Origin of the sequence: Winogradskyella aurantiaca (genome assembly GCF_003362725.1) — a bacterium.
Lineage (GTDB): Bacteria > Bacteroidota > Bacteroidia > Flavobacteriales > Flavobacteriaceae > Winogradskyella_A > Winogradskyella_A aurantiaca.
Map to the genome: position 1 here is coordinate 719,112 of NZ_QKTV01000001.1, position 13,186 is coordinate 732,297.

At 38.4% G+C, this 13,186-nt stretch carries 10 protein-coding genes; 5 read left to right on the top strand and 5 right to left on the bottom strand.

Annotation, left to right across the window (positions count from 1 at the left end):
- Positions 1-21: 21 nt before the first annotated feature.
- The 4 genes from DN064_RS03300 to DN064_RS03315 all read left to right on the top strand — a co-directional run bounded on the left by DN064_RS03300 (position 22) and on the right by DN064_RS03315 (position 6,113).
- The gene (locus tag DN064_RS03300; RefSeq protein WP_115461174.1) at positions 22-2,253 is read left to right on the top strand and encodes a S9 family peptidase; all 2,232 of its coding nucleotides are present in this window, start codon (positions 22-24) and stop codon (positions 2,251-2,253) included.
- 24 nt (positions 2,254-2,277) lie between these two features.
- On the top strand, positions 2,278-3,669 hold the full coding sequence (locus DN064_RS03305) for a peptide MFS transporter (RefSeq protein ID WP_115461175.1): 1,392 nt from the start codon (positions 2,278-2,280) through the stop codon (positions 3,667-3,669).
- A 43-nt stretch (positions 3,670-3,712) separates the two neighbouring features.
- Positions 3,713-5,476 carry a peptide MFS transporter gene (locus DN064_RS03310; RefSeq protein WP_115461176.1) on the top strand — a complete coding sequence of 588 codons (1,764 nt, stop codon included), beginning with the start codon at positions 3,713-3,715 and terminating at the stop codon, positions 5,474-5,476.
- Between the two features lie 85 nt (positions 5,477-5,561).
- Positions 5,562-6,113 carry a thioredoxin family protein gene (locus DN064_RS03315; RefSeq protein ID WP_115461177.1) on the top strand — a complete coding sequence of 184 codons (552 nt, stop codon included), beginning with the start codon at positions 5,562-5,564 and terminating at the stop codon, positions 6,111-6,113.
- Between the two features lie 3 nt (positions 6,114-6,116).
- On the opposite strand, the gene DN064_RS03320 is transcribed toward DN064_RS03315, so the two are convergent.
- The 5 genes from DN064_RS03320 to surE are packed head-to-tail and all read right to left on the bottom strand — an operon-like array spanning position 6,117 to position 10,850.
- The gene (locus DN064_RS03320) at positions 6,117-8,147 is read right to left on the bottom strand and encodes a ComEC/Rec2 family competence protein (protein ID WP_115461178.1); all 2,031 of its coding nucleotides are present in this window, start codon (positions 8,145-8,147) and stop codon (positions 6,117-6,119) included.
- 21 nt (positions 8,148-8,168) lie between these two features.
- Entirely contained in the window at positions 8,169-8,678 is a 510-nt protein-coding gene (locus DN064_RS03325) for a C40 family peptidase (RefSeq protein ID WP_115461179.1), read from the bottom strand.
- Positions 8,675-9,793: a lipid-A-disaccharide synthase gene (lpxB, locus tag DN064_RS03330; RefSeq protein WP_115461180.1), complete on the bottom strand. Its 1,119-nt coding sequence runs from the start codon at positions 9,791-9,793 to the stop codon at positions 8,675-8,677. The genes DN064_RS03325 and lpxB overlap by 4 nt, the downstream gene beginning before the upstream one ends.
- Complete coding sequence (locus DN064_RS03335; RefSeq protein ID WP_115461181.1) at positions 9,790-10,080, bottom strand: hypothetical protein; 291 nt, start codon at positions 10,078-10,080, stop codon at positions 9,790-9,792. The genes lpxB and DN064_RS03335 overlap by 4 nt, the downstream gene beginning before the upstream one ends.
- Positions 10,077-10,850, bottom strand: coding sequence for a 5'/3'-nucleotidase SurE (gene surE / locus DN064_RS03340; protein WP_115461182.1), 774 nt, complete (start codon positions 10,848-10,850; stop codon positions 10,077-10,079). The genes DN064_RS03335 and surE overlap by 4 nt, the downstream gene beginning before the upstream one ends.
- A 167-nt stretch (positions 10,851-11,017) precedes the next feature.
- Here surE and DN064_RS03345 point away from each other — a divergent pair, with 167 nt between their 5' ends.
- On the top strand, positions 11,018-13,186 hold the full coding sequence (locus DN064_RS03345) for a carboxy terminal-processing peptidase (protein WP_115461374.1): 2,169 nt from the start codon (positions 11,018-11,020) through the stop codon (positions 13,184-13,186).

Below are 13,186 nucleotides of genomic sequence, written 5' to 3' on the forward strand. Positions count from 1 at the left end.
GATTTATCAAAAACTCATTTCATGACTTTAAAACGAGTGTTAGCCTTCTCAGGCTTTCTTTTTATTACCCTACTTTCAGCTCAGCAAAAAAACATCACATTAGAAGACATTTGGGGCGGCGCCTTTAGAACCGAAGGTATGCAGTCATTGCATTCCATGGAAAATGGACAGCAGTATTCTGTTCTTAATTTCGATAGAGCTACCCGGACTTCTTCAATAGATATTTACGATTATAAAACACTTGAAAAAGTAAATACTTTGTTGTCGTCAAGTGATCTTGAAGGTATTAGCTATTTTATGAACTATACCTTCAGTGATGACGAATCGAAAGTGATTTTAACCACTAAGTCCGAGTCTATTTTCAGAAGGTCATCCTTGGGCGAATATTACATCTACGATTTCAGCTCTAAGCAGCTTTCCAAACTATCTGAGGATATGGTGCAGGAACCAACGTTTTCACCAGATGCTACCAAAGTAGCTTACGGTTTTGAGAATAACCTGTATGTAAAAGATCTGACCTCTGGGGAGGTAACTCAATTAACCACCGATGGAAAAAAGAACTCCATCATTAATGGTATTACGGATTGGGTTTATGAAGAAGAATTTAGTTTTGTTCGGGCTTTTGATTGGAATAGTGACAGTAATAAAATTGCGTTTATCAGATTTGATGAATCTGAGGTTCCAGAATTCTCAATGGATGTTTATGGTCAGCAGTTGTATCAGACACAACAAGTTTTTAAGTATCCTAAAGCGGGTGAGGCCAATTCTAAGGTGTCCCTGCATTTGTATGACCTCGAATCTAATAAGCTAAGCGAGTTAAACGTTGGTAAGACCTATAATGACTTTTACATACCTCGTATTAAATGGACCAACGAGGCTGATGTTTTAAGTACTCAGTACATGAATCGTCATCAAAATGAATTGGACCTTTGGTTCATTAATACCAGTGACAATAGTTCCAAAAATGTACTGGCCGAAACCGACAAAGCCTATGTGGATGTTACCTTTGATTTAACCTTTTTAAAGGATAATAGCTTTATATGGACTAGCGAGAAAGATGGATTTAACCATATATACCATTACAATTCCAATGGAAAACTGATCAATCAGGTGACAAAGGGACCTTGGGAGGTGACTAGTTATTACGGTTTTGACGAGGATAACAAAACAGTATTCTATCAATCTACAGAGGACGGTTCCATCAACAGATCCGTTTACAGTATCAAAATTAATGGCAAGAAAAAGACCAAACTTACTAAAACCGTTGGTACCAACTACGCTTCGTTTAGTGCCGATTACAGCTACTTTATAAACAATTTCTCAAGTGCCACGTCCCCTCCAGAATACACTTTAAACAGTGCTAAGGATGGTAACGTCATTAAAAGCATTGTTGATAATGATGCTTTAGCCAATAAAGTGGCAGAATTCAAAACATCAAAAAAGGAATTCAGTATCATTAATGTTAATGGGAACGATCTTAATATGTGGATGATCAAGCCAGCTGACTTTGATGCCAATAAGGAATACCCGCTGTTCATGTATCAATATTCAGGTCCAGGATCTCAGTCGGTTGCTAATCGCTGGAACGGTACCAATGATTACTGGTATCAAATGCTGGCCCAACAAGGATATATCGTTGTGTGTGTGGATGGTCGTGGAACCGGTTTTAAAGGTGCTGAGTTTAAAAAAGTAACTCAAAATGAATTGGGTAAATACGAAGTGGAAGATCAGATTGCCGCAGCAAAACAACTTGGTGAGTTGCCGTATATAGACGAGACCCGCATCGGTATCTGGGGTTGGAGCTATGGTGGTTTTATGAGTAGTAATGCACTATTTAAAGGAAATGATACTTTTAAAATGGCCATTGCAGTAGCACCCGTAACCAGCTGGAGATTTTACGATACTATTTATACCGAACGTTACATGACCACTCCTCAGGAAAATCCAAGCGGTTATGATGAAAACTCACCTATAAACCATGTTGACAAATTAAAAGGGGACTTCCTTTTAGTACATGGTTCTGGCGATGACAATGTTCATTTACAAAATACGATGCGAATGGTTGAAGCTCTCATTCAAGCTGATAAGCAGTTTGAGTGGATGGTTTATCCGGATAAAAACCATGGTATTTATGGTGGCAACACTAGGTTGCACTTGTATAAGAAAATGACCAATTTTATTGAGGACACCCTTGGCGATAAGATTGAAAGAGCTGAGGAACCCTCAACGCCTAACTCTCAAATTAAAGGATAACTAACTAAATAACTCAAAATAATTATGTCGACAACAGTCAAATTACCACACCAAAAAGAACTTTTTGGGCATCCAGTAGGATTATATGTTTTATTCTTCACAGAAATGTGGGAGCGTTTTTCCTACTATGGTATGCGTGCCATTTTAGTACTGTATTTAGTAGCGCAAACTACCTCAGACAATGCAGGTCTTGGATGGACCAATGGTGAAGCATTAGCCCTTTATGGATGGTACACTATGCTTGTTTACGTGGCATCTATACCAGGTGGTTGGATTGCTGATAAGTTCTTAGGACAAAAGAAATCCGTACTGTATGGTGGTATTTTACTAGTTGCTGGACACAGTATTTTAGCCGTTGAAGAGCTTTGGGCTTTTTATACAGGTCTGGGGTTAATCATTGCTGGTGTTGGAATGCTGAAACCAAATATTTCAACAATGGTTGGTGGCTTATACAAGCAAGGAGATATTAGAAGAGATAAAGGCTTTACCATATTTTATATTGGAATTAACCTAGGTGCCTTCTTATCCAGTTTAATCGTAGGATATGTTGGGGAAGTTCATGGTTGGCATTATGGATTTGGTTTAGCAGGAATTGGAATGGCTGCTGGTTTAATTCAATACCTGGCGGGACAAAAGTATTTGAAGCAAGTTGGAAATTTCCTAGGTGCTTCTGAGAATAAGCAAGAGAAAGAAGCTATGAAAAAGCCCCTTACTAAAATTGAAAAGGATAGGGTCATTGTACTCTTCATCTCATTTTTATTAGTGATTGTTTTCTGGGGTGCCTTTGAGCAAGCAGGTGGATTAATGAATATCTATGCTTCCGAAAAAACAAACAGAATGCTTATGGGGTGGGAGGTTCCCGCTTCTTGGTTCCAGTCGTTAAACGCTATGTTTATCATTTTCCTTGGAACGTCAGTAGCAGCTTATTGGGCGAGCCGCAAACTTAAGGGTAAAACATCAACCTCGCTTTTTAAGATGATTATTGGACTTATCATTATGGGTACTGGCTTCTTTTTTATGACAGCTGCCGCTGGTCAATATGAATCTAATGGTGCTTCAGCTATGTACTGGTTGGTATTAGCATATTTATTCCACACTGTGGGTGAATTATGTATCTCACCGGTAGCCTTATCTTATATCACTAAATTGGCACCACTTAAGTATTCGTCTTTAATGATGGGGGTGTATTTTGCAATGACTGGTTTTGGAAATAAGTTGGCTGGTCTACTAGGAGAGGCTTCTGAACAACTTGGGGAGTTTACCATATTTACAGGAATCGCCGTTTTCTGTGTGACCTTTGGATTCCTTGTATTGCTCTTTAGAAAGAAACTGGAGACACTTACGCATGGTGCGGAAGACAAGGAACGAGACATGACCAATGAGGAGGCTGAAGGTTTTGAGCTTGCTGATGGCTAGGATTTTATCAATCCTTAAATAAGTCTAACTAACTAATCAACATATGAATACTTCAACAGAGAATTTCTTTGAGAATAAGGTATTAGGCCATCCTGCGGGGTTGTTTGTACTATTTTTTACTGAAATGTGGGAACGCTTTTCCTATTATGGGATGCGCGCCATTTTGGTCATTTTTTTAACTGGTGCTTTAATTGGCGATAACCCGGGCTGGGGTTGGGATACACCTGCAGCACTGTCACTTTTAGGAACCTATGCTTTATTTGTTTACTTAACACCTTTGTTAGGTGGGTGGTTAGCAGATAACAAAATAGGTTATCGAATGGCCGTGGTCATTGGTGCTTTATTAATGACCTTAGGTCATGCCTCCATGGCGGTTGAAACACCAACCTCATTATATATAGGTATCACCCTTTTAATTGTTGGTAACGGGTTTTTTAAACCCAATATGACCTCCATTATCTCCAAAATGTACGAAGGGCACGATGATAAGAAAGACGGTGCCTATAACATCTTCTATATGGGGGTTAATGCTGGTGCTTTCATTGGAATAATGTTGTGTGGTTGGGTTGGTGAAAAAATTGGCTGGAGCTATGGCTTTGGTTTGGCTGGTATATTTATGCTTTTAGGGATGTTGCAATTTTATTTTGCGCAGCCACTTTTTGGTGATATAGGCAGTAAACCCGAACCAAAGAGGGCTGAAGCCGTTAAAGATTCTTCCGAAGAATCGTCAAAAGTTACGGAGGTATTAAACCCGTTTACAACTATAGATTATGTGTTGATGGGTGTATTCATTGTATCGGCACTGATCTTTATTTTTAATGATCCGCTGAGTAAGATTGGGGATATTCAGGCTTTGAATTTCACGGTTGCGGGAATCGGTGAATCTCTATTCTTTGCGTTACTAGCAGCTATCACCTTTATTCTATTACTCATTGTTAGAATACCGCGCTACACAAGAATCGAAAGAGACCGAATGATAGCCTTTGCTATTTTCTGTCTTTTCACGGTGTTCTTCTGGGCTGCCTTTGAACAGGCTGCGGGATCCTTACCACTTTATACCAGAGATTTTACCAATAGACTTCTGGAAGGCGGAGCGGCAATGACCTTTAAGATTGTTGATCTATTGGTAACGGTAGTACCACTAGGGATCATTACCTATGTGTTATGGAGTTTATTTAGAAAGACCTTTAACCGAATAGGATTATCGAATATAATTCTCGGATTCAGCTTTGTAATAGTTTGGGCCATTGTTGGGTATAAATTGTATACTGAATTCCAAACTGAGAATTCTGAGGTCCCGGTGACATGGTTTGCAATTTTGAACTCACTTTACATCATTATGTTTGCTCCGTTGTTTACCAAATGGTGGGACAGCAGATACAACCCACCGGCATCGGTGAAGTATTTTCTTGGCTTATTCCTTTTAGGTATCGGTTTTGCCTTCTTAGCCTTTGGTGCGAGAAACGTACCCTCTGGAGCGGAAAGCGCTAGCTTAAGTATGGCTTGGCTCGTGTTTGCGTATTTGTTCCATACACTTGGGGAGTTGTGTTTGTCTCCAATGGGATTGTCCTATTTGAGTAAGTTGATTCCAGCTAGAATGATCGCCTTTATGTTTGGAGTTTATTATCTAGCTATAGCTATTGGTAACAAATTAGCACATTATGTTGGTGGTGATATTGAGCAAATAACAAAGGATTATAGCTTATCTACATTCTTTTTGATTTTCACCATAGTGCCTATTGCTTTAGGTCTGGTTTCCTTAGTGTTACATCCGCTTTTAAAGCGTTTAATGCACGGAATCCGCTAATAAAATTTTGTTATAATTGGCTCTATTTCTTAGATTTAGAAGGGTTTATTTGTAAGTTTGACACAGATTCACCCACAAATCGAACATGATGAAAGCTATTAATTTACTTGTTTTAGTAGTCTGTCTATCGACCTCAAGTCTTATTGCTCAAGAGATCAATTGGCTGTCGGTAGAAGAGGCCGTAGCACTTCAAAAAAAGGAACCAAGAGCCATTATGATGGATGTTTACACCACCTGGTGTGGTCCATGTAAAATGCTGGATAGAAATACCTTTAAAAACCCAGATGTTATAAACTATATCAATGCTAATTATTACGCGGTGAAGTTTAATGCAGAAGGTGATGAGACGGTAATTTTTAAGGATAAAACTTTTTCCAATCCCAATTACGATCCAGCTAAAGCTAAACGTCGTAATGCGTCACATGAGTTTTCCAGATTCTTACGTATCTCTGCCTTTCCAACGATTGTATTTCTAGACGATAAGGCCAACTATATAGCCGGGATAAAAGGCTATCAAGGACCACAGCAGATTGAGTTGTATTTAAAACTCTTTAACTCTGAGGACTATAAAGGGATGACACAAGAAGGCTTTAACGCCTATTACGAGAAGTTTACTCCATCTTTTGTAGAAAAATAAGACCTAGTCCAACAAGATAAAAGCACCATCTTTTGCGGTATAGTGAAAGGTGGTGTTTTGTTTATTACAGGTTCGTTCCCAACGATTGACATAAGATTTGTAATTACTACCATCTGCTACTATGGATTTAGGTTTAAGAGCTTTAATCATTCGTTCCAAATTAATTTTAGGGGAATGGCTTAAAAGCACAACATCGGGTTTAAATGATAAATCTTTATAAACCCCTGCGCTATCAATTGCCAGAACTTTTGTGGATTGATGTTGGTAAACAAATTCTGAAACTTTTGTTTCTAATTCCTGAATGCGTTCGCTTACCTTATAGTTTTTAATAAATTTTTCCCTTCGTAAGACAGAATCAGGCAATGAGCTGTGAACGATCAATGATTGATTTATTTGCTTTCCAACAACACTATGTCGGCTTTTGTTAAAGATGATAAATAAATCTGATGTTTCCCTTTGGTTGAGGTGAACATTATAAAGTTGGAAGCAAATAACTAGAGTCAAAAAAATACTAATCCATCTAAATTGTTTGGATTTTAGTACCCAATACAAAGAGCTTATCAGCATAATACACAGGGCTAGTTGAGTCCTATCAAAAGGAATGTCTTTAAGTAAAAAGGATTCGAACTGTGCTACCCATGCAATAAAACTATTAAGCTGATGTATTATCTGTTCAAATACCTCAACTAAAAAAGCTGGAATAACATTGAATAAACTAAGGATAATTACCAGAAGGCCCAATCCTAATATTAACCCTAACAGAGGTACTACAACCAGATTGGAAACAAAAAAGAGGCCAGGGAATTGATGGAAATAATAGAGACTAAGTGGAGCAACTCCTAGTTGGGCTGCCAAGGTTACTCCAAATATCTGCCATAGATAGATAGAAAGCTTATATTTTGGCTTCCAGATCGAACAAATGAGGGGTTGAAATAATACAATACTTAAAACGGCGGAGTAGCTCAATTGAAAACCAACCTCAAATAGGATATTAGGATTGATCAACAACAGGATAAATGCAGACGTAATGAGAGTATTGAAAATATTGGTTTCGCGTTTGAGATGCATAGCAAAGCTTACTAGGCTAAACATGGTGACGGATCTCGTAACAGAGGGGGATAATCCGGCAACAAAGGCAAAACCCCAAAGAAGCACTAGGATTAAGCTTACTCGTATGAGGCGTCCATATTTTAGGTAAAGAAAGGGCTTGAATAGCCAGGTAAGTATTAACAGAATAATTCCAACATGTAAACCCGATACTGCTAAAATATGAACGGTACCTACATTGATATAGCTATTGTAAATATCAGGATCAATGTCTTGTTTTTGACCTAAAATTAAGGCGTTGATCATCTGAATGGTCTCTGAGTTAAATCCGACCTCATTAAGTTTAGTGTTAATACGGCGTCTTAGTTTATCGGTATATCCATAGATGGTGGTTGGAGATTCGGAGGCGACGATATAACTATTCGAATTCAAATATACCTGATGGTAGATATGATGGTTTTTTAAGTATTTGGCATAGTCAAATTGATGTGGGTTTAGTGGTGATCGAATTTCCTGAATTTTACTAGTGCTGAGGATTATAGCATCAACGGGAACTTGCTTTAAAATGGAATCTTTTTCAATATTGATTAGGAGACGACCAGTGGTTACCTGCCCATTTAATTCCATCAGCTGGGCGTAATATTTATCATGATAAGTTCCAGGTTTAATCCGCTTTTCAATTTTTAAAACTAGTTGCTGACTGCCGGACCAATCATACTTTGTATAGTGGTGTGTAATATTCTGAGGAGAATTTATGGCGAATGATACAGCACCTATGACGAAGAATACTATTGCTACAGCCAAAGAATAGAAATGATCTACAAGCCTACTTTTGTATGATCTAAAGTTGAATATGATGACTGCCAATACTGATATACAGCCAGAACCAAGCAATACTTTAAATGGAAATTGCAAGTAATTCTGAATAACTATTCCAAGAATAAGAGACACAGCTAGGTGTACAATATTGAAATTCAGCAACTTCACATCTTAAAGTTACTAAAAATCCTACATCACACGTCTAGCTTGTACAAAAGCAAAATACCAATAGCGTTCTGAAAGCCTGGACTCAATAACCCCTTTTGAAGTGGAGGCATGGATAAAACTCAAATCTCCATTCTGCACCTCGGTAACAATCCCAACATGGTTAACTTTTCGGCTGTTTTTTTTAGTGGCGAAGAATACTAGATCCCCGGATTTTACATCTTTAAGATCCACCCAGTTGCCAAATGAGCGCAGTTTTGAGGTCGTTCTGGGCACGCTAATATTGTTGTCTTCAAACGAAACGTAGATCAAGCCTGAACAGTCCATGCCGCGTTTGGAATCTCCACCGTATTTGTACCGAGTGCCCTTATAGCGTTTGGCAGATTTAATGACGGCAGCAGTCTCTTTACTTATACTACGTTCTTTTTTAACAGGAAGATTTCCACTGGAACTACTGTTGACTTTTGATTTAGAAGATGAGCAGCTCTGGAGTGCTGCCAACAAAAGTAGGAGGAATCCAAGTTGTTTGATCATTTAGGGGCTTTTAATCGGGCCACAATATGTTCTGCCGCATTCTTACTGGCACCTTCTCCACCTAGTTTTGCGATGAGTTGATCATAATTGGCTAACATTTCGGGGCGTTTGTTAGTATTTAAAATTGCCTCTAATTCTTTTTGAAGCCTTGTTTTGTTTAGGTCGTGCTGTATAAGCTCGGTTACAATTTCTTTGTCCATTATAAGATTGACTAGAGAAATATAGTCAAGGGTAATGATTTTTTTAGCAATGTAATAAGAAATGGCATTGGCTTTATAACAGACCACTTGTGGTACTTTAAATAAGGCAGTCTCTAAGGTAGCTGTCCCAGAAGTTACCAGGGCTGCATGGGATTGTTCCAGCAAAGCATAGGTGGCATTCGTAACAAATTTCACATCTTGAGATCCAATAATGGATTCGTAAAACTCATGACTTTGGCTTGGTGCACCGGCAATTACAAATTGATAATTCTTGTATAGATCTACCATTTCCAGCATGACCCCTAGCATCTTATTGATCTCTTGTTTCCTACTGCCGGGTAATAAAGCAATAATGGGTCGTTCGTCCAGATTGTGTTTAGCTCGAAATTGATCTTGTTTTTCTGTTTTGAATTCGGCAATAGCATCAATTAATGGATGTCCAACAAAAGTCACCTCGTAATTGTATTTATCATAAAAAGCCTTTTCAAAGGGTAGAATGACATACATGGCATCAATATCGCGCTTAATCTTTTCTACACGTCCGGCGCGTGATGCCCAAACCTGAGGTGATATGTAGTAATTTGTGCGGAAACCTTCCTTCTTAGCCCATTCGGCAATTCGTAAGTTAAAACCTGAATTGTCAATAAAGATGATTACATCAGGCTTAAAACTGGCAATGTCTTTTTTACAAGATTTGATAAGTCCAAGAATTTTGCCCAGATTCATGAGAACTTCTAAAAAGCCCATAAACGATCGCTCTTTGTAGTGCAGTACCAATGTGCCACCAACGTTTTGCATTAGATCTCCACCCCAGAACCTAAAATTGGCTTCAGGATCCGCTTTGAGCAGTGCCTTCATTAAATTGGAACCGTGAAGGTCACCAGAGGCTTCACCAGCAAGGAGGTAATATTTCATTCACTAAAATATTTAATGACAAGAGTGAATAGCAGTACTAATATGGTAGCAATAAGCACTCCTCTTGCCCGATGATCTTGTTTTTTCTTCAAAAAAATAAAGAAGGCTCCAAGATTTAGTAGGGCCCCGATACTCATGAGTTTTCCAAGAAAGCCTTGCTGAATAGCTTGCTTAACAACTAAAGTATAGTCATCTGAACTACCAAAGATCTGGATGGCGAAGACGAGTCCAAAAATTGTGGCTATTAAGCCTACAAGAAAGCCTTTGAAAATTTCTTTTCTTATCATTTGAGATCCCAGGTGTTTAGTTGTTGTATGCTATGGTGAGCGGTTAAATCAAATTGAACAGGAACCACGGAAACATAACCATTTTCAAGGGCCCATTCGTCAGTGTCTTCACCGTGATCCATATTTATAAACTTCCCAGTTAACCAGTAGTAATCGCGCCCCATGGGATTGGTACGTTTGTCGAATTCCTCTTTCCAATTGGCTCTTGCCTGACGACACACCTTAATACCTTTTATATGGTCTTTATCCAGTTTTGGAATATTGACGTTTAAGACCACACCATCCTGGAGGCCATTTTTTAAAACGTTGGTGGCAATTTTTTTAACAAAGGCCTCACAAGCGTCAAAATTCGCTGACCAGCTATAGTCTAAAAGCGAAAAACCTACGGCTGGGATACTTTCAATTCCTGCTTCAAGAGCAGCACTCATAGTTCCGGAATAAATGACGTTTATGGAGGAGTTGGATCCGTGATTAATTCCTGAAACACATAGGTCTGGACGCCTGTCTAAAATCTCATTGACAGCAAGTTTAACACAGTCAGCAGGAGTTCCTGAACAACTGTATTCTTTTTGTGGTCCATCATCTATAGTAACGGCCTCAAGGTATAGTGTGGAATTGATGGTAATGGCATGACCCATAGCACTTTGAGGGCTATCAGGGGCTACTACTACAACCTCTCCAAGGGTGTTCATGATGGAAATTAGCTTCCGTAATCCCGGAGCGGTTATACCATCATCGTTAGTTACTAAAATTAAGGGGCGTTGAGACATAATTCACTTAGTTTTAAGTCAGGGCTAAATTACTAAATTCATTAGGATGTAAGGAAGGGCCTTGGTTTAACACAAAATTAGTAGCGCATATTTTTTGTAGCATGGTTTTTTCCTCTATTTTAGTGGAATTAAGCCTTTTACTTAACCTATTAAGAACGAGAACTATGATGAAAGGGAAATTTAAATTTATGTTGCTGGCAATGCTGATAGCGTTTGCTTCATGCAGTTTTACTACCAAAACTTTTGACAATCCTGATAGAGATAAACTACTAGTTCAATTGATATCCTATGTTTTAGAACAAGGGCATTTTTCTCCAAAGGATTTGAATGATGAGTTTTCTGAAAAGGTATTCTATGATTACCTGGAACAACTGGATCCGTTTAAACGCTATTTCTACAAATCGGATATTAAAGAATTTGAAGCCTATAAGTTGAAGATTGATGATCAAATAAAAACCTATGATCTTACATTCTTTAATTTGACTCATGACAGGTTGCTTCAAAGAATAGAAGAGTCAAAGGGGCGTTATGTGGAAATTTTAGATAAACCGTTTGACTATTCTAAGAATGAAACATTTTCTACTGACTATGAGGCGTTGGAGTTTGTAAAGAACAAGCGCGAAATGAAAGAGCGTTGGAGACAACAACTAAAATTTTCAACCATTGCCAATTATGATGATGCTCTGAACTTGAGAAATTCATTAGAAGAAAACCCTGGATTTGCCACCTCAGCCAACCAAGAAAAAGCGGTTGCTGAAAATATGAAAAGCGAAGCTGATTACGAGGCTGAAGCCAGAGAAACGACCAAGCGCTCTTTAGAAGAGCTTTATACATTTATAGATGAGAGGCAGCGTAATGATTGGTTTGCCGTCTATATCAACGCTATTGTTGAAGAATTTGATCCACACACATTTTATTTTGCACCACAAGAAAAAGAACGTTTTGATGTAAGAATGACGGGTCAATTCGAAGGCATAGGTGCACGTCTTCAAAAGCGAATGGATGTTATAACTGTTAATGAAATCATTAGCGGTGGACCAGCCTGGAGACAGAATGATCTTAAAGTTGGAGATCAAATCCTCAAAGTGCGTCAGGAAGATGAAGTTGAGCCTGTAAATGTAGTTGGTATGCGATTGGACGATGCTATTAAGTTTATAAAAGGCCCAAAAGGAACCAAAGTCACCTTAACTGTGCGAAAGGTTGATGGTGAAATATCAGATATTACAATTACACGGGATGTGGTACAAATAGAGGAGACCTATGCCAAATCTTCTATTGTTGAAAAGGAAGGAAAGAATTATGGAGTTATTAATCTACCGGGCTTTTATGCAGACTTAAAAGATTACAATAAGCGTAATGCCGCGTCAGATGTGAAGAAAGAGATTGAACGTCTGAAGGAACAAGGCATGCAAGGACTTGTCATAGATTTGAGAGATAATGGCGGAGGGTCGTTACAAACAGTTGTTGATATGGCTGGGCTATTTATTAAAAACGGTCCAGTTGTTCAGGTAAAAACCACTGGTGAGCCTAAAGAAGTCCTAAGCAATAAGGATAATTCTATCCTTTGGGACGGTCCATTAGTAATATTGGTCAATGAATTATCTGCTTCTGCGTCAGAAATATTGGCTGCGGCTATGCAAGATTATAAACGAGCTATTGTTTTAGGAAGTGAACAAACCTATGGTAAGGGCACGGTTCAGCAGGTGTTGGATCTAAACAGAATGGTTAGAAATAGCTCTGGTGGCGATATGGGTGCACTTAAATTTACAACCCAGAAATATTACAGAATTAATGGTGGTTCAACCCAACTGGAAGGGGTTAAAAGTGATATTGTTGTACCGGATCGTTACATGTATATTGGAATTGGTGAGCGTACTTATGACAGTCCTATGGCTTGGGATAAGATTGATGCTGCCGAATATGAAGAGTGGGAAAACTACTTTGATTACGAGGCAACAATTGAAAAGAGTCGCGCCCGTATGGCGGATAACGAGCAATTAAAACTAATTGATGAAAACGCTAAGTGGATTAACGATATAAGAGAGAATAATGAATTCTCATTGAAATATGATGATTATAAGGCGCGACTTGAAGCTAACGAGAACTATGCTAAGCGCTTTGATAAAATTACGGAGTATCAAAATAACCTAACCTTTGAATCGCTACCCTACGAAATTGCTTTAATGGAACAGGATACAGTCTTAAAGGAAAAGAGAGGTCGTTGGCATAAAGCTTTAAGTCGAGATGTTTATGTTGATGAGGCAATTAATGTCTTACAAGACTTAAAAATGACCTACAAGATCAAAAATAACCTTGCTACTACAGTAAAAGAATAA

Coding starts and splice junctions, on each gene's coding strand:
- DN064_RS03300 (WP_115461174.1), top strand. CDS start 22: ATGACTTTAAAACGAGTGTTAGCCTTCTCAGGCTTTCTTTTTATTACC.
- DN064_RS03305 (WP_115461175.1), top strand. CDS start 2,278: ATGTCGACAACAGTCAAATTACCACACCAAAAAGAACTTTTTGGGCAT.
- DN064_RS03310 (WP_115461176.1), top strand. CDS start 3,713: ATGAATACTTCAACAGAGAATTTCTTTGAGAATAAGGTATTAGGCCAT.
- DN064_RS03315 (WP_115461177.1), top strand. CDS start 5,562: ATGATGAAAGCTATTAATTTACTTGTTTTAGTAGTCTGTCTATCGACC.
- DN064_RS03325 (WP_115461179.1), bottom strand. CDS start 8,678: ATGATCAAACAACTTGGATTCCTCCTACTTTTGTTGGCAGCACTCCAG.
- lpxB (WP_115461180.1), bottom strand. CDS start 9,793: ATGAAATATTACCTCCTTGCTGGTGAAGCCTCTGGTGACCTTCACGGT.
- DN064_RS03335 (WP_115461181.1), bottom strand. CDS start 10,080: ATGATAAGAAAAGAAATTTTCAAAGGCTTTCTTGTAGGCTTAATAGCC.
- surE (WP_115461182.1), bottom strand. CDS start 10,850: ATGTCTCAACGCCCCTTAATTTTAGTAACTAACGATGATGGTATAACC.
- DN064_RS03345 (WP_115461374.1), top strand. CDS start 11,018: ATGAAAGGGAAATTTAAATTTATGTTGCTGGCAATGCTGATAGCGTTT.